The 26,146-nt window shown below is 64.5% G+C and carries 24 protein-coding genes and 1 pseudogene; 7 read left to right on the top strand and 18 right to left on the bottom strand.

What is annotated here, in order from left to right; translation table 11 throughout:
- Window positions 1–44 precede the first annotated feature (44 nt).
- From QQL24_RS28520 to QQL24_RS28510, 3 genes and pseudogenes are all read left to right on the top strand, one after another.
- Entirely contained in the window at window positions 45–1,313 is a 1,269-nt protein-coding gene (locus QQL24_RS28520; protein WP_284315697.1) for a M24 family metallopeptidase, read from the top strand.
- A gap of 11 nt (window positions 1,314–1,324) precedes the next feature.
- Window positions 1,325–1,621: pseudogene (locus tag QQL24_RS28515) on the top strand (OsmC family protein); the annotation flags it as partial.
- A gap of 356 nt (window positions 1,622–1,977) precedes the next feature.
- Complete coding sequence (locus QQL24_RS28510) at window positions 1,978–2,427, top strand: RrF2 family transcriptional regulator (protein ID WP_284315696.1); 450 nt, start codon at window positions 1,978–1,980, stop codon at window positions 2,425–2,427.
- 60 nt (window positions 2,428–2,487) lie between these two features.
- On the opposite strand, the gene QQL24_RS28505 is transcribed toward QQL24_RS28510, so the two are convergent.
- Window positions 2,488–3,141 carry an outer membrane protein gene (locus tag QQL24_RS28505; RefSeq protein WP_284315695.1) on the bottom strand — a complete coding sequence of 218 codons (654 nt, stop codon included), beginning with the start codon at window positions 3,139–3,141 and terminating at the stop codon, window positions 2,488–2,490.
- 261 nt (window positions 3,142–3,402) lie between these two features.
- On the bottom strand, window positions 3,403–4,326 hold the full coding sequence (locus QQL24_RS28500) for a LysR family transcriptional regulator (protein ID WP_284315694.1): 924 nt from the start codon (window positions 4,324–4,326) through the stop codon (window positions 3,403–3,405).
- Window positions 4,327–4,455: 129 nt separating this feature from the next.
- Between QQL24_RS28500 and QQL24_RS28495 the strand changes: the two genes are divergently transcribed.
- The 4 genes from QQL24_RS28495 to QQL24_RS28480 all read left to right on the top strand — a co-directional run bounded on the left by QQL24_RS28495 (window position 4,456) and on the right by QQL24_RS28480 (window position 7,385).
- A complete protein-coding gene (locus tag QQL24_RS28495; RefSeq protein WP_284315693.1) occupies window positions 4,456–4,935 on the top strand; it encodes a carboxymuconolactone decarboxylase family protein in 480 nt (159 codons plus the stop codon).
- A gap of 61 nt (window positions 4,936–4,996) precedes the next feature.
- Complete coding sequence (locus tag QQL24_RS28490) at window positions 4,997–5,749, top strand: SDR family oxidoreductase (protein WP_284315692.1); 753 nt, start codon at window positions 4,997–4,999, stop codon at window positions 5,747–5,749.
- Between the two features lie 62 nt (window positions 5,750–5,811).
- Window positions 5,812–6,231 carry a cupin domain-containing protein gene (locus tag QQL24_RS28485; RefSeq protein WP_284315691.1) on the top strand — a complete coding sequence of 140 codons (420 nt, stop codon included), beginning with the start codon at window positions 5,812–5,814 and terminating at the stop codon, window positions 6,229–6,231.
- Between the two features lie 77 nt (window positions 6,232–6,308).
- Window positions 6,309–7,385, top strand: a complete 1,077-nt coding sequence (locus QQL24_RS28480; RefSeq protein ID WP_284315690.1) for a mechanosensitive ion channel family protein — start codon at window positions 6,309–6,311, stop codon at window positions 7,383–7,385.
- On the opposite strand, the gene QQL24_RS28475 is transcribed toward QQL24_RS28480, so the two are convergent.
- The 16 genes from QQL24_RS28475 to QQL24_RS28400 form a co-directional block, all read right to left on the bottom strand.
- On the bottom strand, window positions 7,320–7,808 hold the full coding sequence (locus tag QQL24_RS28475) for an RrF2 family transcriptional regulator (protein WP_284315689.1): 489 nt from the start codon (window positions 7,806–7,808) through the stop codon (window positions 7,320–7,322). The genes QQL24_RS28480 and QQL24_RS28475 overlap by 66 nt on opposite strands.
- A 114-nt stretch (window positions 7,809–7,922) precedes the next feature.
- Window positions 7,923–8,696, bottom strand: coding sequence for an SDR family NAD(P)-dependent oxidoreductase (locus QQL24_RS28470; RefSeq protein ID WP_284315688.1), 774 nt, complete (start codon window positions 8,694–8,696; stop codon window positions 7,923–7,925).
- A 5-nt stretch (window positions 8,697–8,701) separates the two neighbouring features.
- A complete protein-coding gene (locus QQL24_RS28465; protein ID WP_284315687.1) occupies window positions 8,702–10,066 on the bottom strand; it encodes a dihydroorotase in 1,365 nt (454 codons plus the stop codon).
- A gap of 17 nt (window positions 10,067–10,083) precedes the next feature.
- Window positions 10,084–11,802, bottom strand: a complete 1,719-nt coding sequence (locus QQL24_RS28460) for a thiamine pyrophosphate-requiring protein (protein ID WP_284315686.1) — start codon at window positions 11,800–11,802, stop codon at window positions 10,084–10,086.
- 2 nt (window positions 11,803–11,804) lie between these two features.
- Window positions 11,805–12,746 (bottom strand): polysaccharide deacetylase family protein, encoded by a 942-nt coding sequence (locus tag QQL24_RS28455; RefSeq protein WP_284315685.1) that lies wholly within the window; start codon window positions 12,744–12,746, stop codon window positions 11,805–11,807.
- Window positions 12,747–12,778: 32 nt separating this feature from the next.
- Window positions 12,779–13,822 (bottom strand): NAD-dependent epimerase/dehydratase family protein, encoded by a 1,044-nt coding sequence (locus QQL24_RS28450; protein ID WP_284315684.1) that lies wholly within the window; start codon window positions 13,820–13,822, stop codon window positions 12,779–12,781.
- Between the two features lie 51 nt (window positions 13,823–13,873).
- The gene (locus QQL24_RS28445) at window positions 13,874–14,647 is read right to left on the bottom strand and encodes an SDR family NAD(P)-dependent oxidoreductase (protein ID WP_284315683.1); all 774 of its coding nucleotides are present in this window, start codon (window positions 14,645–14,647) and stop codon (window positions 13,874–13,876) included.
- Complete coding sequence (hydA, locus tag QQL24_RS28440; protein ID WP_284315682.1) at window positions 14,644–16,086, bottom strand: dihydropyrimidinase; 1,443 nt, start codon at window positions 16,084–16,086, stop codon at window positions 14,644–14,646. Before hydA ends, QQL24_RS28445 begins: the two co-directional genes overlap by 4 nt.
- A 4-nt stretch (window positions 16,087–16,090) precedes the next feature.
- Window positions 16,091–17,353 carry an MFS transporter gene (locus QQL24_RS28435; protein ID WP_284315681.1) on the bottom strand — a complete coding sequence of 421 codons (1,263 nt, stop codon included), beginning with the start codon at window positions 17,351–17,353 and terminating at the stop codon, window positions 16,091–16,093.
- The gene (locus QQL24_RS28430) at window positions 17,350–19,446 is read right to left on the bottom strand and encodes an ABC transporter ATP-binding protein (protein ID WP_284315680.1); all 2,097 of its coding nucleotides are present in this window, start codon (window positions 19,444–19,446) and stop codon (window positions 17,350–17,352) included. The genes QQL24_RS28435 and QQL24_RS28430 overlap by 4 nt, the downstream gene beginning before the upstream one ends.
- Window positions 19,443–20,318, bottom strand: coding sequence for an ABC transporter permease (locus QQL24_RS28425; protein WP_284315679.1), 876 nt, complete (start codon window positions 20,316–20,318; stop codon window positions 19,443–19,445). The genes QQL24_RS28430 and QQL24_RS28425 overlap by 4 nt, the downstream gene beginning before the upstream one ends.
- Window positions 20,319–20,321: 3 nt before the next feature.
- Window positions 20,322–21,335: an ABC transporter permease gene (locus tag QQL24_RS28420; RefSeq protein WP_284315678.1), complete on the bottom strand. Its 1,014-nt coding sequence runs from the start codon at window positions 21,333–21,335 to the stop codon at window positions 20,322–20,324.
- Window positions 21,336–21,459: 124 nt separating this feature from the next.
- Complete coding sequence (locus QQL24_RS28415) at window positions 21,460–23,133, bottom strand: ABC transporter substrate-binding protein (RefSeq protein ID WP_284315677.1); 1,674 nt, start codon at window positions 23,131–23,133, stop codon at window positions 21,460–21,462.
- 261 nt (window positions 23,134–23,394) lie between these two features.
- Window positions 23,395–24,402 carry a GlxA family transcriptional regulator gene (locus QQL24_RS28410; RefSeq protein WP_284315676.1) on the bottom strand — a complete coding sequence of 336 codons (1,008 nt, stop codon included), beginning with the start codon at window positions 24,400–24,402 and terminating at the stop codon, window positions 23,395–23,397.
- A gap of 78 nt (window positions 24,403–24,480) precedes the next feature.
- Entirely contained in the window at window positions 24,481–25,167 is a 687-nt protein-coding gene (locus tag QQL24_RS28405) for a class I SAM-dependent methyltransferase (protein ID WP_284315675.1), read from the bottom strand.
- Window positions 25,168–25,266: 99 nt separating this feature from the next.
- Window positions 25,267–26,133, bottom strand: coding sequence for an SDR family oxidoreductase (locus QQL24_RS28400; protein ID WP_284315674.1), 867 nt, complete (start codon window positions 26,131–26,133; stop codon window positions 25,267–25,269).
- Between the last annotated feature and the right edge of the window lie 13 nt (window positions 26,134–26,146).

Raw genomic sequence — 26,146 nt, 5'->3', positions numbered from 1 at the left:
AACCTATAGGCTTTGTGTGTTTCATTGAGCGAAGAGGATTGGGCATGACCGCGAAGGCGCAAGGCAGAACGCCGGGCGGCTATCTCGACAGGCAGCGCGCCGCAAGGCTGATGGCAGCGCTCGGCGTAGAGGCCATCGTGCTGGTGCAGCCCGAGAGTATCCTCTACGCCACCGGCGCTTTCGCTGGCGTCGCCACGCTCTGGCGCAGGGCGGGCGCCGCGGCCGTGCTGGTGCCGGCGGATCCCGCCTCTCCCCTCGCCGCAGTGGTCGGCGATCTGCAGGCGGCTGGATTTCGCGAGGCCTCGGGTATCGAGGATGTGCGCAGCCACCCGATCTGGGTGGAAACGACGGCGGCCGATCCGCGGGACGGTTCGATAGTCGAGGATATCCTGGCATTCGATAGGACGCGGCAGCCTGGCTTCCAGCGCCCGGCCACCTTCGATCCCGCCTTGATGCTCACGGCTCTTCGCGACATCCTTGGCGAGCGCGGCCTCGACACGGCCCGGCTCGGCCTCGAACTCGGCTTTGTCCCGGTAGCCGACATGCACCTCTTCGAGACGGCCCTGCCGCAGGTGCGCTGGGCCGATGCCTCGCCGCTGGTGGCGCGCCTGCGCATGATCAAGCAGCGGGCGGAGATCGAGGCCCTGCGGATCGCCGCGGAACTCACCACGAGCGGGCTCAAGCATGCGCTTGCCTCGCTCCACGAGGGGATCGATGCGCAGGCCGTCGGCGCGCTCTGGCGCGGCAAGGTGGAGGAAGAGGCAGGGCGTCTCCAGCTCAGGCAGTCCTTGTCGAGCTGGGCCTATATCGCCGTCGGCCCCGACGGTTTCGCGCCCGGCGGCCCGGCCCGGCGCGGCGACGTCGTGAAGATCGACGTTGGAGCCGTGGTCGGCGGCTATAGCGCCGATGTCGCCCGCACGGCGGTGATCGGCAGGGCCTCGTCCGCCCAGCGTCAGATCCATGACGCTCTGCGCAGTGCTCTCGATGCGGCGCTCGCGGCGCTCCGGCCCGGTCGGCCGCTCGGCGAGGCCCACCAGGCCGCGACCAAGGCCATGCAGGCCGCCGGCTTTGCCAGCTTCAGCCGCGGCCATTTCGGCCACAGCGTCGGCGCCAGCGTGTTCAGCGAGGAATGGCCCTTCATTTCTTCTGGCTGCGAGGTGCTGCTTGAGCCGGACATGGTGATCGCGGTCGAGGCGCCCTATTATGTTCGCGGCGTCGGCGGCTTCATCATCGAGGACCAGTTCCTGGTAACGCCGCAAGGCCTCGAACTGATGTCGCCCTTGCCGCGAGACCTTCTCGAAATCGTGGATTGAGGGCTCGAACCATGGCCATCGGCACCGTCGCGCCCCGCAAGACCGGCGCTATTGCAACGCTTGCGCGTCTCGGCCATCCGGTGGTCACCTCTGCGACTGGCGGCGAGATCACGGTGGTCACCCGGCCGAGCGAGGCGGGCTTCAGCCCGCTGGACCTGATCTACGCCTCGCTCGCCGCCTGCCTGGTGCTGAGCGCCCGTATCGCCGCGAGCGAGCAAGGCGTTCTCGGCTGGCTGCGCAATGTCGAAGCCAGCGTGAAGGGCAGCAAGGCGGCGGAGGGCGCTTCGCGCATCGAATACTTCCATATCGAGATGCCAAAGCGTTTTGCGATTTGACGGAATCGGCAAGAATCGCAAAGACGCGTCGAAACAAAGAGTGAGAGTAAAGCGGCGTTTACGCTTAAACGCGCTTTGCTCTTGTCGACGCGGATCTCGATGAAGCCGCCAAGGATGCGATCGTCGCGGCGGCGGAGCGGATCTGCATCATCAGCAACACATTGCATGGCGGAGCGTCCGTCGAGATCCATCGCGCAGCCAACTGATCGAAACCGTCCTCATGCGTCGAGATCAGCCGCCCCTCTGCAAACCCGATGGTAAAATTCAATATTCTTCCTATCTTATAGAGAAAGTGGATTTATGAGCGCCTGGCGCTATCGAGGACTCCTATGCTGACCAAAAAAGGAAAATACGGCCTCAAGGCCATGGTTCACCTGGCCGGTGCCAAACCGGGCCAGCCCATGCTCGTCAACGAGATCGCCGAGCAGAACGGCATCCCCAAGAAGTTTCTCGACACGATCCTGGGTGAGCTGCGCAATGCCGGGCTGCTGCATTCCAAGAAGGGCAAGGGCGGGGGCTACAGCCTGGGCCGCCCGGCCAGCGAGATCCGCGTCGGCCATATCATCCGCGTCCTCGACGGGCCGCTGGCGCCGATCGCCTGCGCCAGCAAGACGGCCTATCAGCGCTGTGACGACTGCACGGACGAGAAGCAATGCGCAGTCCGGATGATGATGCTGGAAGTGCGCCAAGCCATCTCCACCGTCCTCGACAACCGAAGCCTGGCCGAAATGCGTGCCTTGACCGACGCCGACGCCCTCGCCTTCATGTACCAGATCTGAAAGAACAAAAAGCCCGGCTTGCGCCGGGCTCATTCGTTCCAACCGATCCTGTCGGCAGGTTCAGAACTTGTAGCTCACGCCGAGCGTTAGATTGGTGGAGTCGAAGCGAGTCTTGTGCCGCGTACCGGCAATGTTGAAGTTATGGCTGCCGAGATCGACATAGCGAACCTCGCCGCGCACGAGCCAATTGTCGTAGAGCGCATACTCAAGGCCGCCGCCAACCGTCCAGCCAACCCTCGTATTGGAATTTGAGCCACCGCCGAGACCGCTAATCTTCTCATCGCCATAGGCTACGCCGCCCGTGATGTAGGGCAGGAAGCGGTCGAAGGCATAGCCGACACGCGCGCGCGTCGAGCCCTGCCACTCATTCTTGAACTTGGCGCGGAAGACGCCCCCTGCGCCATCCGTTACAGTCTCGGACTTGCTGAAGCTCGAATAGTCGAGGTCGGTTTCGAGGCCGACGACCCAGGGGCCATCAAACTGATAGTTGTAGCCGGCATGGATACCGCCGAGGAAGCCGGCGCCATTGAAGTCGGCTGCATCCACCTTGCCCTGGCCGATATCCGCCCCGACATGAACACCGATGTAGAAGCCGGTCCAGTTATAGGGGGTGATAACCACGACCGGCTCGACCGGCGCGGGCGCAAGGTCGGCCGCAAATGCGCTGGTTGTGGTGAGGAGGGCGGCGGAGGCAAGAGCAATCGCGAGCTTCATCTGTGAAATCCTTACCTGAGACAATGTGGAAGGTAGCTATCAGGTCGTCTTGGCAAATCTATGGGCCAGGCAACACGACAGCTGTTTCCTGCGAAACCGGATGATCCCGAACACTCAAACTCGACCGCCGCCAATTGGTTCCGTTCCCGATTACTTTTTTCTGTCACTTTTTTTCTCCGGGCCAGACGGCGCAAGTCTACTTCCAGGAGGCACATTACAGCGGACGATCGCCACAGCAATAAAGCTGTGAGCACCGAGCCATTATAGCCGAGGACTGCAAGATGAGCCAGAGACCATTAAGGGATCCTCACGGACGGCATCGATGAGGAAGTCCAGCACGGTCCTGACGCGTAGCGGCAGATTTCGACGCGAGGGGTAGACGATGTTGATCGGCAGCCGGCTCGGGGGAAAATCCGGCATGAGGTTCACCAGCCTGCCCGCCTCGATATCGGGGCAGGCGAGGATGTGGGAGAGCACCGCGACGCCGCCTCCGGCCAAAGCCGCGCGATGGACGGCCACCGAATTGTTGGCAATGATACGGGGCACAATCCGCACCGCCACCTCATCGGCGCCGTTGGAAAAGGACCAAGACCGGCCATCACCGGCACGGCTGTAACAGATGCAGTCATGGACGCCGATATCATCCGGCGTCTCCAGGACGGGCCGTCCTTCCAGATAGCAGGGCGCCGCGACGAGAAAGGCCGTCGTCCAGCCGATCCGGCGGCACATCAAGCTGTTGTCGGCGACCGAGCCGAGGCGCACCTCAAGATCGATCCCTTCTCCGACCAGATCCGACGGCTCCTCCCGGAAGATCAGTTCGATGCAAAGCCCGGGATGATCTCGGAGCAGCCGGGTGAGGCGGTCGCTCATGTAGAGGCCGAGCGGCGCGGGCAGGCTCAGCCTCACCCTTCCCGATGCCTTCGCTCCCTCCCCGCATGTGGCCTCGCCGAGGGCTTCCACCGCCTCGATGACGCGCCGGGCCATCGGGATCGTCTGCTCGCCCTCGGCCGTCAACGCCAGCGCGCTGGTCGTGCGATGCAGAAGCCGCGTGTTCAGATGCGCTTCCAGGGCAGAGACCTGCCGGGAAACCGCCGGTTGGGTCAGGTCGAGATCGAGGGCCGCTGCGGAAAAGGAACCCGTTTCCGCCACCCGCAGGAACGTTCGCAGCGCCGACACGATGTCCATCCCTACCCCCCATACTTTTCGACATAAGGCTTATGTCCGCAACTTAGATGGGAAGCGCTTTACTGTCCAGAGATTAAGGATATTTTATATCCATAAGGATACTAGATATCCTTAATAATGGAGAGAGCAATGACCCAGCGCATGAACTACGCCCTGCAATCCCCAGAGCTCTTCAAGAAGCTCTCGGACCTCAGCATGGCCGTGAAGGGCAGCACCATCGAGCAGAAGATCCAGGGTCTCGTCGAGATCCGGGCTTCGCAGATCAATGGCTGCGCTTTCTGCCTCGACATGCATGTGAAGGAAGCCAAGCTCCGCGGCGAGAGCGAGCTGCGGCTCTACCATGTCGCCGTCTGGCGAGAATCGAACCTCTTCATCCCCCGTGAGCGCGCCGCGCTGGCCTGGACCGAGGCTGTGACGAAGCTGCCGGAGGGCGGCATTCCCGACGAACTCTACGAGCGGGTGCGCGGCCAGTTTTCGGAGAAGGAGATCTCCGACCTGACCTTCGCAATCATGACCATCAATGCCTGGAACCGCGCCGCCATTGCCTTCAAATCCGTGCCCGGTTCGGCCGACAAGCTCTACGGCCTCGACAAGGCCGGCCTCAACTAACCCCTCCCATCTCCCCCCTCGATCAACGCGGCGCCAACTCGACCGCGAAAGGAGAAATGTCATGAAAATTGTCATTATCGGCGGCACCGGCCTTATCGGTACCAAGACAGGCGACCGCCTGCGCCAGCAGGGGCATGAGGTGATCGCCGCCGCGCCGAGCACCGGCGTCAACACCGTCACGGGCGAAGGCCTCAGCGAAGCGCTCGCCGGCGCGGAGGTCGTCATCGACCTCGCCAACTCGCCCTCCTTCGAGGACAAGGCCTCGATGGATTTCTTCGAAACCTCGGGCCACAACCTGCTCGCGGCGGGCAAGGCCGCCGGCGTCAAGCACCACATCGCGCTCTCGGTGGTTGGAACCGAACGCCTGCAGGAAGTCGGCTATTTTCGCGCCAAGCTCGTCCAGGAACAGTTGATCAAGGCCTCCGGCATTCCCTACACCATCGTTCATTCCACGCAGTTCATGGAATTCCTCGGTGGCATCGCCCAATCCGGTACGGTGGGCGATACCGTGTATCTGTCGCCGGCCTATGTGCAGCCGATCGCCTCCGATGACGTCGCCGACGTCATGGCCGGCGTTGCCCTCGCCAGGCCGATCAACGGCATGTTCGAGATTTCCGGGCCGGAGCGCACGCGGCTAAACGAACTCGTCGCCCGCTACCTGCAGGTCAGCGGCGATCCCCGCAAGGTCGTGGCCGATCCGGAGGCGCGCTATTTCGGCGCCAGGCTGAACGACGGTTCGCTCGTCTCCGACGACAATCCCCGCCTCGGCCACATCACCTTCGAGCAGTGGTTCGCCACCTCCGCGCGGAAATGACCGCATGTGCGCGCCGCGGCTTCCGGCGGGGCGCCCCCTCAAACCCTCAAAGGAACACCAAAATGATCAAGTCAATCTTCGCCGCCCTCGCCATGACGGCCGTCCTGCTAAGTTCCGCTCCGGCCCACGATGCCGGCAACAAGGCTTCCAAGGTCACGCTCGTCTATGAGCATGAACTGCCGAATGTGCCCGGCAAGAGCATCAAGGGCGTGCTGGTGGAATATGGCCCCGGCGGCTATTCCGAGGCCCACACCCACCCCGACTCCGCCTTCATCTATGCCACGGTTCTGGACGGCTCCATCCGTAGCCAGGTCAATGATGGCCCGGTCAAGGTCTACAAGGCCGGCGAGAGCTTCTCGGAGATGCCGGGCGATCGTCACGGCGTCAGCGAGAATGGCAGCGAGACCAAGCCTGCGAAGCTGCTGGCTGTCTTCGTGGTCGATACCGACCAGAAGGAACTGACCTATCCGACCAAGAAGTAAGTTGAGGAGGCCGGCCGCCATCTGCAGCGGCCGGCCCCTCTTCTGAACACGCCAGTCACTGCCGGTGAGGCCCCGCCATGTTCGGCGATCATCATTCCTTTGCTCTCGCGCTGATCAACAGTCTCGGACTTGCAGGCATCATTGTCTGGCACCTCCAGGGCCGCCGGCGTCCGCTCGCCCGGCTGATCGTCCAGATCCTGTTCTTTGCCGGCATGAGCGCCGTACTCGGCGTCAGCGCTATCCTTCCCTACCGGATCGAAGCAGCGCAGCTCGATGGTATCGCGGCCTTTCTCGCAATGTCCGCAAGAGTGTTGTGGTGGACCCATCTCGCCTGGGCGATGATCGGACTCGTGCGTCTCTACATCCTGCTGCGCGGCACGCCGAAAGACGCCCATCTGCCCCAGGATCTGCTGGTCAGTGTGGTCTACCTCACCGTGGCGCTGTCGATCATGGCTTTCGTGTTCGGCGCCCCCATCGGCACGCTGGTGGCAACCTCGGGCGTGGTGGCCATCATCGTCGGACTTGCGTTGCAAAATACGCTTGGCGACGTCTTCTCGGGCATCGCGCTGACGCTGGGACGACCCTATGCCATCGGCGATTGGGTGGTGCTGAGCGACGGCACCGAGGGGCGCATCGTCGAGACCAACTGGCGGGCCACGCATCTGCTGACCGGCGCGCATAATGTCGCGATCCTGCCCAACAGCGTCCTGGCAAAGGTCGGGCTCACCAATCTCAGCCGGCCCGACGAGTCGCATGGGGTCACGCTGACCGTGCGGATCGCGGCGACCTCGGCGCCGCATGTCATCGAGGGCGTCCTGCGCACGGTCCTCCAGGCATGCGAGCGGATCGTCAAGGAGCCCCCGCCGGCCGTCGCTCTGAAGGCCATCGACGCCGTGGCTGTCGAGGCCGACCTGCTGTTTCGCGTCGCGAGTCCCGCCAGCCGGATTCCGGCGACAAACGAGGTGATCGATCTCCTCCATCACCACTGCCGGGCGGACCGCCTCTGCCTGGCGATGCCGCCGCAGAGCTATCTCTACGCACCGCACGCTCCCGGCGAACGGTCGGACACCGTGCCAGCGGGTTCGCCCTCAGCCGGCGCGGTCCAGCACCCACTCGAAGCTGCTCCTCCACAGCTCAGCCGGAATCTCCTGTGACAGGCTCGCCACGAGATCGGACAGCCTGACGCTCCGCAGTTTCGCGCGCCAGGCTTCATCGGCCTCCCCCATGATGCGCGCCACGGCGCAGGGACCGCTTTCGCAATAGCCTTGCGGGCGGCAGGGATTGTTGGCGCGGATGTTGGTGCAGACGAAAGTGGGCGCCCTGCCCTCCACGGCCTCGATAATCTCGAGAAAGGTCAATTCAGCCGGCGGCCTGGCCAACCGATAGCCGCCGGAAGGACCAAGCGTGGTGTGGACCAGCCCTGCCTGCGACAGGCTTTGCAGCGCCTTGGAAAGATACTCCTTGGGCAGCCCGTGGAACTCGGCGAGCGCCTTGGTCGACAGATAGCGCCCCTCGGGCAGACCCGCGAGAATGGCGCAGCAATGCAGCGCCCATTCGACTTGGCTTTTCAAAATCATGCATTTATTCCGCGGTCGGTGCCGGGCGGCAGCGCATATTACGGATATTAGATATCCCTATTCTTGCATGGTGTAAACAAGCGCCTTTTTTCGCCTTTCGCGCCGTCCAGCCGCTCAGCCGGCCATCCAGCCGCCATCCACGAGGAGATTGATGCCGGTGATGTAGGTCGACAAGTCGCTGGCGAGGAACAGGGCCGCACCCGCGACATCGTCGGGCCGGCCGAGCCGGGGCCAGGGAGTGCGGCGGATCGAATAATCAAGCGCCTGGGGGGCGTTGGCGACGCCGGGCTTGCCGGTGATGATCTTGCCGGGCGCGACGGCGTTGCAGACGATGAAATCCCTGGCGTGGTCGACCGCGACCTGGCGGGTCATCTGCACCACGCCGCCCTTGCTGACGCCATAAGGCAGGTCGCCGGGCGAGGCGACCATGCCGTGCTGCGAGGAGATGTTGACGATGCGCCCCCGCACCTCGTTGACCGCCTCCTGCGTCAGCATCTGTTGGACCGCACGCTTGCAGCCCAAGAACACACCCGTGAGATTGACCGCGATTACCCGCTCCCACTGCTCTTCCTGCGTCTCGACCAGGTTGGTGCTGGTATAGGTGGCGGCGTTGTTGACCATCACGTCGAGCCGTCCATAGGTCTCGACCGCGGCGGTGACCAGCGCATCGATATCGGCCCATTTCGACACATCCGTCGCCTGGCTGATCGCGGTGCCGCCGGAGCGGTGGATCAGCTCCAGGGTGGACGGGCCGCCCTCGATCGGCTCCTCGCGCCGGTCGGCTAGGACGACGCGCGCGCCTTCGTGGGCATAGCGAAGCGCGATCGCCCGCCCCAGGCCCGAGCTCGCGCCCGTCACCACCGCGACCTTGTTTTCGAGCAGCAGCATCGTCATCACCTCGCAAGCATGGATTGGAAGAGGGCAGAGGCTGTCACGACACGTCCGCTCGCGGCCGCGGCCGGGGTGCCCTCGGCAAAGATCACCCTGCCCCGCAGAAAGACGGTCCGCAAAGACCAGGGGACTTCGAGCCCGTCGAAGGGCGTGTAGCCTGCCTTCGACAGCTGATCGGCATGGCATATCCTGGTTGTCCCGCCTGCATCGAGAACCAGGATATCCGCATCGTGGCCTGGGCGGATCGCGCCCTTGCGTCCCCCAAGACCGAAGCGCACGGCCGGATTGGCACTGCACACACGCACCAGGTCCTGCAGCCGCAGGTCACCCGCATCAACGAGATGCAGCATGGTCATCAGCAAGGTCTGTACGCCGGGCATGCCACCGGGGATGTCGGCGAAAGCCGGATAGGTGGCCGCCTTCTCTGCCGGGCTGTGCGGCGCATGATCTGTCGCCACGATGTCGATTGAACCCGAGCGCAGGGCTTCACGCATCACGGCGACGTCCTCCTTCTCACGCAGCGGTGGCGAGGCCTTCACCCCAGCGCCGAGCCGGTCATACGCCTCCCTAGCGAACAGAAGGCATTGAGGCGTCGTTTCGATGCTGGCATCCGCCATGTCGCGCAGGCGCTGCCAGGTCCGGATGCCGAGGGCCGAATTCGTCTGGCGGACATGGATGCGGGCGCCTGTCTGCGCCGCGGCCAGCAGCACCCGGCTGATGCCTGCCGCCTCCGCCAGTGGGGGGCGGCTCGCGCGGAAAGCCGCAACGTCCTTTGGCTTGTCGAGGCCGCGTACCATCTCGCCGGCAAGGATGGACTGATCGCCTGGCGATATGCCGACGAGAATATCGAGCGGCGCCAGCACCCGCAGGGCCTGCACGGCATCGTCCATCGTCGCGTGCAGGAAGGCCTCGGGCACATCCGCGGTGAAAAGCTCGAAGGAGACGGGATCGAGGCGGCGCAGTCCCGCCACGCCGAACAGGTCCCGCCGCAGCGCGACCTGGAAGCCGACATCGGTGTGGATGCGTCCTTCCGCCAATCGCATCTTGACCTTGAGATCCGCCGGCGTCACCGTCCAGGGCTCGTCCGTCGGCATGTCGAGGAGCGTGGTGACACCGCCCGCTGCAGCGGCGAGTGTGCCGGAGACGAAATCCTCCTTGTGGGTCAGGCCCGGCTCGCGCAGATGGACATGGGCATCGACGAGGCCCGGCAGCAAGTGCATGCCCTCCACGGGGATTTCGCTATGCGCCTCGACGCTCCCGCCCGGCGGCACGAGCGCCACCACCTTGCCGGCGGTGATGCAGACATTGGCGCGAACCGGCCCGTCGGCATTGATAACCGTGCCGCCACGCAGAAGCAGATCGAACATCGCGCTATCCCGCCGCTTCAGCGCATCTCCGGGCTCAGCCCGGCGAAGCGGCTTTCCTCATGCGTGACGACCTCCAGCAGCGTGGCGCGTCCGCTGCGGACCTCGCCGAGGCAGCGCAGCAGAGCCGCACGAAGCTCGGTGGGATCGGTGACGCATTCGCCATGGCCTCCCAGCGCCCGCGCGATCGGAGCATATTCGCCCGACATGCGGTTGGCGCCATATTTGCGGGTGGCGACGGGCATGCTCGCGGCATAGCCCCCCAGCACATGGTTTCGCAGCACCACGGTCAGTATCGGCAGGTTGCAGCGGATCGCCGTCTCGAAATCGATGCCGACCATGCCGAAGGCCGCCTCGCCCATGATATTGACGACAGTCGTATCCGGCCGCGCCAGCTTGGCGCCCATGGCGAAGCCGAGCCCGTTGCCGAGCTGCGTGGTCTTGCCCCAGCCGAGATAGAAGCCGGGCGTCACGGCCTGGTAGAAGGGCGTAAACTGGTCGCGCGGGTTGCCGGCATCGTGGGTGACGATGGTGCGTTCGGGATCGATCGCCTGCATCAGTTCCCACACGACCCTATAGGGCGAGATCGGCACGCTGTCCGCCGTCAGCAGCGGCATCCAGCGCTGCAGGAAGGCGGCGCGGATCCTGCGGATGTCCCTTTCGACCACGGCCCGGCGGGCGCGCAGCCGGTCGTCTCCGGCCAGCGCCTCGAGCGCGCGCTCATGCATCTGGCAGAGCGCCGCGCGGGCATCGCTGATCACGCCCTGGGCAATCGGATAGTCCTTGCCGAGGTCTGCCTCGCCGAGCGTGACCTGCAGCAGCGTCTTGTCCGCCGGGATCGGCAGGATGTAGTGCGAACGCGTCAGGCTGGAACCGATGGCCAGGACGACATCCGCCTTGGCAACGAAATGATCGACCGTCGCAGGCCGCGCCCGGCCGGCCGTGCCCAGGGACAGCGGATGGTTCTCGGGAAAGGCGCTCTTGCCATTCGGCGTGGTTGCCACGGGTGTGCCAAGCAGTTCGGCGAAGGCGACCAGCTCGGCCGAAGCCTGCGAGGACAGCACCCCCTGCCCCGCCAGGATCAGGGGATTGCGCGCCGTCAGCAGGATGTCAACGAGTTCGCGGATCTCCTCCGCCCCGGCCTGTGGCAGGGAGCGGCGCGGGCGCAGATAGTCGGCAAGGTCGACATCCGCCATTTCGGCGAGGAGATCGACCGGCAGCTCCAGCAGCACGGGCGAAGGCGCGCCGTTGCGCACGCGCGACAGCGCCGAATGCATGAGCTGGGGCAGATCCTGGATACGGGTCGCCGCCTCGCACCATTTGGTGACATTGCGGAAATTGCGCCGGGCCTCGAAATTGGGCGTCACCGCCTCATGCCCGCGCGGATAACCTGTCGGCAGGAACAGGATCGGCGAGCGATCGTTGAAGGCCTGCGCGATGCCGCCGAAGGCGCTTTCGGCACCGGGGCCATATTGCACCGTGACGGCGGCAAGTTCCCGCCCACTTGTCACCCTGGCATAGCCTTCGGCGATATTCACCGCCACGCGCGGCGTGCGCGTGATGATCGGCGGAATATCGAGCTCGGCCAGGGCATCGAACAGCTCGCTGTTGGGAAAGCCGATGATCTGCTTCAGCCCTTCCTGCTTGAGAATGGCAGCGACGATCTGCGCCCCCTTCAGCCGCGTCTTCGGCGCGGCGGCCGGCAGAGGCGGTTCATATTCGGCAGCACCGAACGACATTGTCAGCCCCTCGGCAGGAAGAAGGATTCGTGGTTGTCGAGCCAGTAGCGCGCGATCTCCTCGCGGCGCATGAAGATCGCGCCGTCGGTGCGGTTGACGAACTCGATTACGTCACGCAGGCCGGAAGCGCGATTGGGCTGGCCGGTCCAGCGGGCATGAACGGCGATGGTGAGCATCTTGCCGCCCGCCTCCTCGGCATCCTCGAGGAGGTAACTGATGGCCGAACGGCAATCCTCGGCGAAGTCCCGCGGATTGCTGTAGCCCGGCGCGATCAGGTAGCGGCTGTCGTTGAGGGTCTTGGAATAGGGCACCACGAGCAGGCGCCCGGCCGCGTGCTCGACGAAATAGGGGATGTCGTCGTTGCAGGGGTCGGAATAATAGAGGAACTCGCCATCCTCGATGATGAGATCCTGGGTGTTGACACTCGGGAAGGAGCGGCAGTTCCAGCCCGGCGGATGCACGCCAAGAAGCGAGCGGTAGAGCTCGTTCGCCTGGCGCAGCTGCTCGCGTTCCTCCTCGCGGCTCAAGGTCCAGTATTCCGACCAGCGCAGGCCATGGCCGAGCAAATCGTGGCCCCTCGCCTTCATCCAGGCGACGACATCGGGATTGCGCTGCAGCGCCACGGCGCAGGCCGAGACCGTCACCGGCACCTGGTGGCGATCGAACAGGCGCGCAAGGCGCCAGATGCCGGCGCGGCTGCCATATTCGAAATGGGTCTCGGTGCCGAGGTCGCGGGCCGGCGGTGAATTGGGGATGTTGTATTCGCCCCAATTGTCGTTGCGGCCATCCTCGAGCCAGGAATATTCGGAGCCCTCCTCATAGACGAGAACGAGGTTGATCGCGACCTTGGCGCCGCCGGGCCAGACGACATGGGGCGCCTGCCGGCCATAGCCGATGAAATCACGGCCCGGCCCCTGGGGGGCGGCATTCAAATCACTGCTCATGGCAATCTCTCAAACAGAAAAACGCAGGACATTCAGGCGGGGCCGCTGGCCACGGCCACTTCATTCGCGGCGATCCAGTCCATATAGGCGTGGAAGGCCTCGCGCAGCGGGCGCGGGCGCCAGCCGGTATCGCGTTCGAGCCGGGCTGTGTCATAGGCGCCCCACATGCCGTCCCGCAGCGCCGGATCCTGCACGACGTTGGCGGTCGCGTCGGAGGTCACCTCGCACCGCACGCCGGGCACCTTCTCGGCCGCCCAGCGTACGAAGTCGCCGGTGGTGGAAATCTCGCCGCTCGCGACATTGTAGTGGCGGTAACGCAGCATGGGCGCCCCGATGAGGGCGACGATGGCCGCGGCGACATCGGCCGAGTTCAGGTAGTCGCCGGCGCTGTCGAGGCTGTTCGGCCGGATCACCTCGCCCGCCAGCGCCATATGGGCGACGCGGTTGGGTATATGGCGGAAGTTGCGGCTCGCCGTTACACGGTCCATCGGCCCATAGATCGACGACAGCCGCACCGAAATCCCCGGGAGGCCGAAGAGATCGGCATAGCGGTTGACCACCATCTCGGAGGCATATTTTGAGATGCCATAGAGGGTGAGCGGCGCGACGTAGCCGTCCTCGGGCAGCGGCTCGCCCTGCCAGTCCGGCCCGTGATGGCGATAGACCGAGCCCGAGCTGACATAGACGAAGCGCTTGATCGACGCGCTGCGGCGCGCCCATTCCAGGGCGCGCACGCTGCCCATCAGATTGACGTCGACGATGCGGGCGGGGTCCTCCGCCTCCGGCTGGCGCTTGGCCTCCGCGGCGCTGCCGCGCGAAATCGGGGTGAGCGTGGCGCCATGGACAATGGCCGTGATGCCGAGCCCATCCAGTGTGCCCTGCCAGGTCTCATCCCGGCAGACATCGCCCTCGATGACGGTCAGGCGATCGCGCACCGGCGCAAAATAATTTTCAGCGGCGGCATCGAGCGGGCCGCGATCAAGGATCACCGCCTTGTTGGCGGGATCGCGCGCCAGCCATTCACCCACGACGACACTCATCACGAAGCCGCCACCGCCGGTCACCAAGAGGGTCATGATCGCTCCCTTTTCATTACTCGCGGGACTTCGCCCGTCATGGTTTCAGTATCAGCGGGCGGCATAGCCACCGTCGGCGAGCAGGTCGGTGCCCGTCACGAAGGAGGCGTCGTTGGAAAGCAGGAAGGCCGCGCTCGCGGCAATCTCGTCAGGCTGGCCGATGCGCCCGGTGAGGTAATGTCCGGCAAGGTCGGCATCGGCCGCGTCGAGATCGGGCCAGCGCTGCAGGAGCCGCGCCGTGCGCACGGCGCCCGGCGACAGGCTGTTGACGCGAATGCCGACAGCGGCATGGTCCACGGCCATGAGCCGGGCAAGGTGGATCAGGCCGGCCTTGGCCGAGCAATAGGCAACCGAGCGTGCCGTCGCGACATGGCCAAGCTGCGAGGCGACCAGCACGATCGAACCGCCGCCGGCCTTCGCCAGGGCCGGCACCACATATTTGCCCACCAGGAAGGCGCCGGTCAGGGTGACGTCGATTTCGCGGTGCCAGTCCGCCAGGTCGAGTTCGACGACATCGCCATCGCGCGAGGGAGCGGCGGCATTATGGACATATCCGTCCAGATGACCGAAGGCGGCGATCGCGGCGTTCACCGCCTCTCGGGCGGAATGCGGCTCCGTCACATCGCAATGCACGGCGATCACCTGTCCGCCCAGTTCGCCGGCAAGGCGCTCCGCTGCGCCCTGGTCGAGATCCGCGCAGGCGACCCGCGCGCCCTCGGCTACACAGCGCCGCGTGGTCGCCTCGCCGATAGCGCTGGCGGCGCCGCTGATCAGGATGGACCGGCCGGCAAGGCGCCGCGGAGAAAAAGGAGAGATCGGGGTCATGATGCGAGCACCGGAGGCAGATCCCGTTTCGGCGTGAAGGGCCTGCTGCAGGCAAGAAACTTCCCCCTGCCCGGCGTCGAGGTGATCTGCCCATCGTTCCAGACGATGTGGCCGCGCGAAATGGTGACGATCGGCCAGCCGCGTACCATCCTGCCCTCATAGGGGGTGTGGTCGGTGGCGTGGTGCAGCATGGCATTGGTGATGGTGACCTCGCGCGCCGGATCCCAGATGGCGAGGTCGGCGTCCGAGCCGAGCGCGATGGCGCCCTTGCGGGGATAAAGGCCAAACAGCCGGGCGGGGTTGGCGGCCGTGAGTTCGGCAAATTTGAGCAGCGACAGCCGGTCCATGTTGACGCCGGCCGAATAGAGCAGAGGCAGACGCGTCTCAATGCCGGGAATGCCATTGGGGATGCGCGTGAAGGGCACATCCGGCCCACCCGCGATCTTGTCGGCATAGTTCCACGGGGAGTGGTCGGAGGAGAATACCTCCAGCGTACCGTCGAAGATGCCACGCCAGATCTCGGGCTGGTTGGAGCGGTGGCGCGGGGGCGGCGTGCACACGCACATCGCCCCACTGAGGTCGGGCGTGTCCATATCCTCGGAGGTGAGGAAGAGATATTGTGGGCAGGTCTCGGCATAGACGGGCAGGCCGCGTGCCCTGGCGCGGCGTATCTCCTCCACCGCTCCGGCGGCGCTGACATGGCTGATCAACAGCGGCGTCTCGACCAGTTCGGCCAGGCTGATCGCCCGAAACGTCGCCTCGCGGTCGCCGATCTCGGGATGGGCGAGGCCGTGATAGCGCAGTTGCGTCTTGCGCGCGGCGAGGAAGCGCTCGGTGAGCCAGCGGATGCAGGCATTGTTCTCGGCATGGACCATGACCATGGCGCCCTCGCTGCGCGCCACGTCGAGAACATTGAGCACCTCGTAGTCGTCGAGCTTGAGCCCCTCATAGGTCAGGTAGATCTTGAAGGAGGTGCAGCCTTCGGCCACCAGGCGGGGTATCTCGTCCTTCAGCACCTTCTCCGTGGGATCGCCGATGATGAGGTGGAAACCGTAGTCGACATGGGCCTTCGGCCGCGCCCGTTCGTGATAGTCGTCGACGGCGGCGCGCAGCGACTGGCCGCGCATCTGCATGGCGAAGGGAATGACGGTTGTCGTGCCCCCGCACAGCGCCGACAGGGTCCCGCTATCGAAATCATCGGCGGTGGAACGCCCCTCCCAGGGCGGCTGATCCATGTGGCAATGGCTGTCGACGCCGCCCGGCAGAACGATGCGGCCCCTGGCCGAGACATCCCGCCTGCCAGGCGGAAGATCAGGCGCAAGGGCCGCGATATGCTCTCCCCTGACGCCGATATCGATCTCTGCCGGACCGTCGGGCAGCACCACCGTGCCGCCGCGGATCACCAGGTCGAAATCGCCTTCGCTCGACGCATGCCCCATCGGACTACTCCCCCATGTCCAGAGCGGGCGTGCTCTCGCCGCCAGGGGCCGGGCCCGGCGAACGCAACAGATTGAAGCAGGCCGCGACCATCACGCACAAAGCGGCACTCCCCAGGAAGATGAAGAGGATCTGCGGCCCGAGGCGCATCATCAGGTCGGTCGACAGGAGAGGCGCCACGACACCGCCGATGGCATAGAGCAGCAGAAGGCGGCCAGAGACCAGAACCATGAATCGGCTCTCGACCCGGGCGTTGCCATAGGCGATGGCGAGCGGATAGATCGTCAGCGTCGTCGCACCATAGGCAAAGAACAGGACGAAAAGCAGCGGGGCCGGGCCCTTGCCCACCAGCGTGATGAGCCCGCAGAGCAGCGCCGCGAACCCGCCATTGAGCACCAGCAGCAGACGGCGGTCGAATTTGTCGGACAGCCAGCCGATCGGCGGCTGGGCCAGCAACCCGCCGATGCTGAAAGCCGTGGTGAGACCAATGACGGTGCTGGTCGGCAGGCCGATCTGCTCGCCATAAAGCGGCGTCATGGCGAACACGTTGAGATTGGTCATGCCGGCCTGGAAGGCGGCGATGACGGTAACAGGTACAAGACAGGCGAGCCGCCACAGGCCGAAATTTTCGCGCTCTCTCGCGGGCTGGGAGGGCAAGACCGGCTTGGGCTGCGGCAGGGCAGGCCAGGCGCGCAGGCCGAATTTCGAGAGCAGGACCCCGCAAACGCCCACGCAGGCGGCGAGGACGAACAGTGCCAGGCCCTGCGGCTCGGCAAGCCTCACCATCAATTGGCCGAGCAGCACGCTGAGCGCGGTCATCAGCATGTAGAGCGAAAACAGCGTGCCGCGATTGCGCGTCCCCGCATAGAGGTTGATCCAGCTCTCCGCCACGATGAAGAGGACCGCCATCGACAGACCGTTGAGGAGACGCAGGCCAAACCAGAGCATGGGCTGTTCACCCAGCGCGAAACCGAATCCGGCCAGAGCCGTCAGCAGGGCAAGGGCGCGGAACGTCCTCTCATGGCCAAGCCGCACCACGATGCTGCGTGCGACCAGGCATCCGATGAGGAAGCCGGCCGGGAAACCCGACAGCACCATCTGCACCGCCGTGACGCCGAAGCGGCCGCTGCCGAGGTGAAGCGAAACCACCGTGGTGAGCAGCCCGTTACCGGCGCCGGCGATGCAGATGGCGGCCATGAGGGGCAGGATCGCGCGCGCCAAGGCGAGCGTCTGCCGCAATCCCGGCGTCGAGGTTGGCAGGGTACTCATGTGGGCTGTTCGTCCCGGTCGGGCTTGGCAAAAACGGGCGGCAGGCCGGCCAGGACGTCCGGCTCGATATGGCAGGCGACTTCATGGGTCGTCGAGAGAATGCGCACGGGCGGCGGCACTGTATCGCAGATCGCGCCGAGCTTGCGATGGCAGCGCGAGGCGAAGCGGCAGCCCGGCGGCACGTTGATCGGGCTCGGTGTCTCCCCTGCGAGGCGTATGCGTTCCTTGGGAACGGCATCGGGGTCGGGACTGTGGACGGCGGAAAGAAGCGCCTCGGTATAGGGATGATAGGGTGGGCTGAAGATCTCCTCCACGCGCCCGCGCTCCATCACCTTGCCGAGATACATCACCACGACGCTGTCGGCGACGTGACGAACCAAAGCGAGGTCATGGCTGATGAAGACGAGCGTGCTCTGCTTCTCGCGCTGGATGTCGAGGAGCAGCGTGACGACGGCGGCCTGCACGGAGACGTCCAGCGCCGAAACGGGTTCGTCGGCCACGATGAGGCTGGGATCGGAGGCGAAGGCCCGGGCGATGGCGATGCGCTGCTTCTGGCCGCCGGACAACTGGTTCGGCCGGCGCTCGGCCAGGGACGGCGGCAGGCGAACCATCTCCAGCAGCTCGCGCACCCGCTGGTCGATCGCCGCCCTGCCCTTGCGGATGCCGAACTTGCTGATGGTGCGCCGGATCGAGAAGGCAGCCGGATGGGACGGGTTGAGCGTGCTGTCCGGGTTCTGGAACACCATCTGGATCGATTGCAGCATCGCCTTCGAGCGATGCCGGGCATCGACCTGGGCGATGTCGTCACCCGCGAAGCGGATCTGCCCGGAGGTCGCCTTTTCGAGGCCGACGATGATGCGGGCAAGGCTCGACTTGCCGCAGCCGGACTCGCCGACCAGGGCCAGGATCTCGCCCTTGCCCGCCTTCAGCGAGATCGCCTCATTGGCCACCACCGTGCGTGCCTTGCCGCGGCCGAGGACATAGAGCTTGGTGACGTCGTCGACGGCGAGCGCATCCGGCGCCTCGGCCATGGCGCCCTTGTCATCGTGATTGGCCAACCGCGGCGGTTCGATCTCATCCCAGCGCACGCAGCGGACCATATGTTCCCCGGTGTGGGCCTGCTGCATGGCGATGGGAGCGCCACCGCAGCGCGAAGCCTGGAAATGCTGGCAACGCGGGCCGAAGAAGCAGCCTTGCGGGCGCTCCTGCGGCAGGGGAATCTGCCCCTGGATCGGCATCAGGGCACGCGAGCGCTTGTCGGTGCTGATATCGGGGATACAGCCGAGCAGGCCCTGCGCATAGGGATGGCGGGGATCACGGAAGAGCTGCGCCGTCGGCGCCTCCTCGACGATCTCGCCCGAATACATGATGCCCACGCGGTCGCAGGTGGCGGCGATCAGGCCGAGATTGTGGGAAATGTAGAGCAGGCTGGTGCCGTAGCGCTGGCGCAGGTCGCCGATGAGGTCCAGAACCGCCGCCTCGACGGTGACGTCGAGGCCTGTGGTGGGCTCGTCGAGCAGCAGCAGCGCCGGCCTAGCCAGCAGAGCCATGGCGATGACGATGCGCTGCTGCTGACCGCCCGAAAGCTGATGGGGATAGCGCTTGAGGATTTCGCGCGGGTCCGGCAGACGGACGTCCTCGATCATGGCGGCGGCCATGTCCATCGCCTCGGCCTTGCTGGCTCCGAGGTGGCGGAGCGGCACTTCGGCGAGTTGGGCGCCGATGGTCTTCACCGGATTGAGGGCGCTCATCGGCTCCTGATAGACCATGGCGATGCGCCGTCCGCGGATCGAACGCAGCAGATCCGGCCGGGCGCCGACGAGTTCCTGCCCCTCGAAGCGGATGCTGCCGCCGCTCACCCGGCCGTTCACGCCGAGATAGCCCATCACGGCCATGGCGGTGGTGGTCTTGCCGCAACCGGACTCGCCTACCAGCCCATAGGCCTCACCGGGCGCGATGTGGAAGGAGACATCGGGCACGGCCAGCACCGTGTCGTCCCGGCCCCTGAACTCGATGCGCAGATTGCGGACCTCCAGCAGGGCGTCGCCTGCCGAGGCGGGGGTGATGGTACGGGCCTGTTCCTGCAAGGTCATGGCTTGAAGGCCTCCCGCATGCCGTCGGCCAGGAGATTGAAGCCGAGGACCAGGCTGACGATGGCCACCGACGGGGCCACCGACATCAGCGGCCAGACATTGATGACGGTGGTCGTCTCGCGCACCATGCCGCCCCAGTCCGGGTTTGGCGGCGGCAGGCCGAGGCCGAGGAAGCCGAGGATACCGATGGTGATGATGGTGTAGCCGAGCCGCAGGCAGGCATCGACGATCAGCGGGCCCCGGCAATTGGGCAGGAGCTCGACGATCATGATGTAGAGCGTGCTCTCTGCCCTGAGGCGCGCGGCGGCGACATATTCGCGCTCCTTGAGGTCGAGCACGAGCCCGCGCACGATGCGCCCGATGCCAGGCGCCGAGGCGATGGTGGTGGCGATGACGATGTTGAGGACCGACGGGCCGATATTGGCGATCAGGATGACGTAGAGCACCAGCACCGGGAAGGCGAGGATCACGTCCGACAGGCGGCTGACCAGGGTATCGACGAGGCCGCCGAAATAGCCCGACAGCATGCCGATGATGATGCCGACCGTCAGGGCCACCGCCACGGAGAGCGGCGCTACCACCAGCACCGTCCGTGCCCCGAAGATCAGGCGCGAGAGGGTGTCGCGGCCGAGGATGTCGGTGCCCAGCCAGTGGCTGGCGGAAGGCGTGGGATCGGCGATCGCCATCACGTCCTGGTCCGTCGGCGAGGGGATCGGCAGGACCGGCGCAAGGATGGCGAGCGCGACCCAGAACAGGATCAGAGCGAGGCCGATCACGGCCGTACGGGAGCGGAAGATCCGCAGCCAGCTGCTGGTCCGGCGGGCTGGTTTGGGCTGGGTGGCGGCGAGCGTATCGATGCGATCGGAGGCCATGGCTCACTTCACCCTGATACGCGGATTGAGGGCCATGTAGCCGAGGTCGCCGAGGAACTGGGTGACGATGGCGACGGCGACCGTGACGAGCGTGGCGGCCTCCACCGTCGAGATGTCGCCGAACAGGCTCGCCTCCAGCAGCATGCGGCCGAAGCCCGGATAGGCGAAGACGAGTTCGGTGACCACCACGCCGCTGATCAGGAAGTTGAGCTGGAGCAGCAGCACCGTGAAGGGCGCGATCATGGCGTTGCGCAAGGCATGGCCGAGGATGACCTGCCGCGGGCTCAGCCCCTTGAGGATGGCGGTGCGGATATAGGGCTTCTCCATGACCTCGATCATCGAGACGCGGATCATGCGGGCGACATAGCCGAAATCATAGATGACCAGCACGGCGACCGGCAGCACGAGCTGCGAGGACACCGACCAGCCGCCCCCCGGGTCCATCGGGCTGGTTCCCGGCAGGATCGGCCAGAGGATGACGAACAGCGTGACCAGGAACACGCCGGAGGCGAATTCGGGGATCGAGGTGAAGGTGATGGAGACGACCGACAGGATGCGGTCGAGAGCGCCGCCCTCCTTCAGGCCGGAGAGGACGCCAAAGATGATCGACAACGGCACGATGAGGGCAAAGGCGAGCCCGGCGAGGATGGCCGTATGGCCGAGCCGGTCCCAGATCACGTCGTTGACCGGCAGCTTGTAGAGGGTCGAATAGCCGAAATTGCCGAAATAGCGGGGGCCACGCGGATCGGTGAAGTTCAGGCCGTTGCCGGGATCCTGCAAGGGATCGGCGATGACGCCCGTCAGGATGCCGAGCCAGCGGCCATAGCGGATGGGCAGCGGGTCGTTTGCCTTCAGGCGCTCGGTCAGGATGTCGACCTGCTGCTGGGTCGCGAACGGCCCGAGCGATTTCCTGGCGACGCTTCCCGGCGTGAACTCGGACACGGCGAAGACCACGAACGAGGCCACCAGCATGGTGAGCACCATCATGATCAGGCGTCTGATGAGAAAGGGAGCCATCGAAACAAGCCGATATCCGGTTCGAGTTGCGCTGCCGACCCGGGGTGGACAGAACGGAAGGGCTGGAGCCTGTCCCCGGGCGGGGATCCGGGGACAGGCTCACACTTGGGCGGACCTGTGGGAGTCAGGCGGCCGCCACTGCGTATTCGTTGGCGAAGATGTACTGAGAGGGATGGAGCTTGAAGCCCGTCACCTTCTTGTCCATCACCGTCGAGAAGATCCGCCAGAACGGCTGGACGATCGGCCCGTCATCCTGCATCAGCGCCTCGATCTTGGCCATCACGAGGCTGCGCTGTTTGGGATCGAGGATGCCCTCGGCCTCAATCAGCAGCTTGTCGAATTCAGGATTGGAATAATTGGACTCGTTCCAGGCCGCGTTCGAGCGGTAGGCCAGCGACAGCGTCATGATGCCGAGTGGGCGGTGGCCCCAGGCGGTGAGGCTGAAGGGCACCGAGGTCCAGACATCCCAATACTGGGCGCTGGGGAGCGACTTGATGTTGATCCTGACGCCGATGTCCTTGAACTGCTCGGCCAGGACCTGAACGGTGTTGAGTTCCCAGATCGGATCGGGACGCGTCACCATGTCGATCTCGAAGCCGTCGGGATAGCCGGCGTCGGCGAGCAGCTTCTTGGCCTTGTCGACGTCCTTGCCGTATTTCGGCAGGGCCGCATATTCGGGATGCGTCGGGGAGACGTGGTGATCCTCCGCCGAGGTGCCGGCGCCGAGCAGCACGGTCTGGATGACCTTGTCGTGGTCGACGGCAAGGCGCAAGGCCTGGCGCACGCGCTTGTCGTTGAAGGGCTTCTGGTCGGGATGCATGCGGGCGACGGCCGTCTGCGTGGTGTCCACCTTGTGCACGGCCACATGCGGAAAGTTCTTCATCGCGTTGATCTGCACGGCATCGGCTTCCGACAGGCCGTCGACCTGGCGCGAGGCCATGGCGGCAATCTGGGCGCCGGGATTGTCGCCGAGATCGACGAACTCGAAGGTGTCGAGGTAGGGACCTGAACCCCAGTAATCCGTGCGGGCCTTGTATTTGGCGCTCTTGCCCACCGTGAATTCGACGAGCTCGAACGGGCCGGTGCCGTTGGAGCCCGGGCCGAACACGCCATTTTCAGCCGGATCGATGATGAACATGGGATAATGGAACAGATGCTCTGGCACCGCGATCTGCGGGGCGAAGGCATTCAGGCGCACGGTGTGGTCGTCGACCTTCTCGATCGCCTTGTCGGACCACAGGCGGCTGGACTTCTTCGGCTTGCCGTCCTTGTCCTTCTCCCCGGTGTCGTATTCCTCGACCAGATAGCCGGTGAAGAGGCCGAGCACGGAGGAGCCGACTGCCGGGTCGCTGACGCGCTTGAGGTTCCATACCACGTCATCGGCGGTGAGAGGCCGGCCGCTGTGCCATTTGACGTCCTTGCGGATATGCAGCGTCCAGGTCTTGAGGTCGTCGCTGACCTCCCATTTCTCGAGCAGATAGGGCCGGGTAATGTTGTCGCGCCCGGTGAAGGTGAGGTACTCGCAGACCTGGCGGATGACATTGGAACGCTCGGCGAAATCGGCCAGATGCGGGCTCTTGATCTCCATGCAGCGCATGCCGATGCGCAGATTGCCGCCCTTGGGCATTTCCTCCGCATGCGCCGTACCGATGGGGTCGATCTCGCCGACCGCCTCATAGGCAAGCACTGCGGAAAGGCCGAGCAATGTTGCCGTACGCAGGAACTGTCGGCGGCTTACTTCACCGCCCCTGAGCTCTCCGACCAGAGTCGGAATATATGAATGCGGGTTCTTCGTCACAGGATGATCCCCATTTTGGATGTTTATTCTGGATATGGACTTCAAGTTTCTGATCCTCTCTTGGCGAGAGGGCATTTCTTGAGTGAATTATTGAATTCAATTCTTCTTTGGTACAGGACAGTCCGCTCGCGATCACCAGAGCGCGACTGCCGTATGAACAAGGAGTAGGTCGCTTCCAGCCCCATGAAAACGCACCAACGCGACATTTGACCTACAATAAGCGACATGACTGGGGCTATCCTGCCCAAATGGCCGGCGTGCTCAATTACGCGGCAAGATGCCTTCGCTGCGCATCACGCGTGGCGTGACGCCGAAATGAGCGCGGTAGGTCCGCGCGAAATGCGTCGTCGACATGTATCCGCAGATCTGGGCCACCGTTGCGATCGAAAGATCGGTCTGCAGGATGAGATCGCGCGCCCGCGCCATGCGCAGGCCGGTATAGAAGGCCGACGGCGTCTTGCCGAGATGCAGGAGAAACAGGCGCTCCATCTGCCGCGTCGACAGATGCACCCTGCGCGCCAGCACCTGCAGGTCCACCGGATCCTGGATGCTGTCCTCCATCGCGGTGATCACCTCCGCCAGCTTGGCATGCCGGATGGAGAAGCGCGATTGCGGCTTCATGCGCTGGAAATCGTGCTGCTGGCGGATTTCCGGATGGTTGAACTGATCGGAGATCGCGGCGGCCAGCGGACGGCCGCGGCAGGCGGCGACGATGTAGAGCATCATGTCGAGCGTCACCGTGCCGCCGGACGAGGTGATGAAGAGACCGTCGATGGCGAAGATCTCATTGGTGACGATGCAGTTGGGAAATTCCTCCTGGAACAGCGGCAGCAGCTCCCAATGGACGGCGCAGCGGCGCCCTTCCAGCAGCCCCGCCTGGGCCAGCAGGAAAGGCGCCGTGCTGATGGCGCCGAGCACGCAGGCCTGCCGGTGCAGCCGGCGCAGCCAGGCAAACAGCCTGGGGCTGTAATGGCTGGCATGGTCGAGACCAGCGCAGACGATCACCAGGTCGCAATGGGGCATGGTGTCGATCGAACAATCGACCGGCATGACCACGCCGGCGCTGGCCATGACGCCGGCGCCATCCGTGGAGATCAGCGTCCATTTGAACACCGGCCGCCCAGCCAGCCGGTTGGCCTGGCGCAGCGGATCGAGCGCCGCCCCGAAGGTCATGAAGGGGAAGTTGCGCAGGAGCAGGATGCCGATGCTGATGGGCTCCGCCGCCGCGGCAAGGACTTCAAGAGCGTTGGCGGCCTGCCTTTGTGTCATCGTGGCCCGTGCGGTTCTCCAAGAGGCATCGCCGGAACGACTGCCGGGGGCCCGCTCGTCCCTTAAAAAGGGCGCTTACTACCGCCTTGGGCCGCAACAAAGTGCCAGGTTGTAATGTGACATCTTTTCGTAGCCGGTATGCACGACTTCGTCATTCATGGAAAACATGAAAACGTTATCGAAGAAGCGCAGCATAGTCTCCTTTAGAGCCGATTGGGTCTTGCAGTTGACATGCCCCAGCTTTGAGAATTTCGAAGCATAGGGCTGCGATTCCAAGGACGGTGTTCCAATAATGCACACGCCAGTCGATATGAGCGATCGAGCTAGGTTCTGCAGGAAGATGTTTTCGTCTGATGGCTGGATATGCTCCAGAACATCGAGGCTGTAACAGGCGGTGTAGTCGCCCTCGACCGGCCGGGACATCATGTCGTGCCTGCGAAACTCGATTGGGAACTTTTCGCTGGCCACCAATCGCGCGGATTCGAGAAGTTCGGGATCGAAATCGATCGCCGTCAAATTCTTCACGGACTGCGCGACAACACGAGAGCCGAAACCGTCACCGCAGCCGATCTCAAGCGCTTTTTCTGTTCCCGACAGCATCTTCGCCACGAATTTGTAGCGCGCAAGCATGAAGGTAAGCCGCCTGGGATCGTCAAGCCAGGCCCAGCTCGTCATGAACCCCATGCGTTCGAGGCCACGACGGCGGATTTCGGCGATAGGCTCGCCATACTGAAATTCGCCCTCGCGGGGAGGCGCTTCGCTCATGTCACGGTCTCCAGATTTGAGCATCTTGGCTGATTATATGGAACACACCTGAATGTCATCGAGCTTTCCCGGACACGGGACCGAAAAAGGCAAACGGCATCAAGACTCACTTTCCGAAAGAAGAGCCTCCTCGATCACGTTCAAAGGCTGGGGTGGGTGAAATCCGGTCAGATCAGAGAGACGGGCGCAATCAAGAGAGGTGAAGGGTGTGATTTCCTCGGCGGGAAGTCCCCTCGACCCGGCGGAACAGGGGCGCACCAACGAGGATTCGGCGCCGATCCTGGAGGCCAGATAGGAAGCAATTTCATAATAGCTTGCATCGGAGGCACCCGATACTTGGTAGATGCCGCCTTCGCCGCGGGCTGCGATGGCGGTGAGCGCATCAACGCTGTGCTCCATGGTTATTGGAGAGATGCGGTGATCATCGAATGCCTCGATAGATCGCCGAAGCGTAAGGGCTGCTTCCCATGTTCGAAAGATCTGTTGCCGGCGCGAAACTATCTTGGTCAACCGAACAACCGTCGCCAATCGACCCAACCCGAGTATCCGTCGCTCAGCCTCGGCCTTGGATCGGCCGTACACGCTCTCGCCGCCATAGTTACGGTCGGGCTGCATCAACGGCGCCTGGCAATCAAAAACCGCAGACGTCGACAGGAAAACAACCTTGGTGCCCAAAGACACGAGATGTGACGCCAACGCTAGGGGCGCGACGCAGTTGATCTGCTGCGCCAGTTGTGGCGACGCCCTGCAGGCGGCAAAACTCGTCATAGCGGCACAGATAAAGACGATATCGGCGGATGGAATGCCTGCTATTTCCGGTTCGGCTAGATCGAAATGAACTGTCCTTCCATCGGCAACACGATCGAGCCGCCGTGTTGTTCCAATGACGTCGAGCCCGCCGGCCGCAAGCGCGGAGAAGAGCGCGCCACCGACGAGCCCATCAGATCCGATTACAATGGCGCGCATTGTCTTAGGGCAA

This window comes from Labrys miyagiensis, assembly GCF_030160835.1.
GTDB classification, from domain to species: domain Bacteria; phylum Pseudomonadota; class Alphaproteobacteria; order Rhizobiales; family Labraceae; genus Labrys; species Labrys miyagiensis.
The sequence above is the reverse complement of the archived record's forward strand: the minus strand, read 5'-3'. Positions and strand labels throughout refer to the sequence as shown.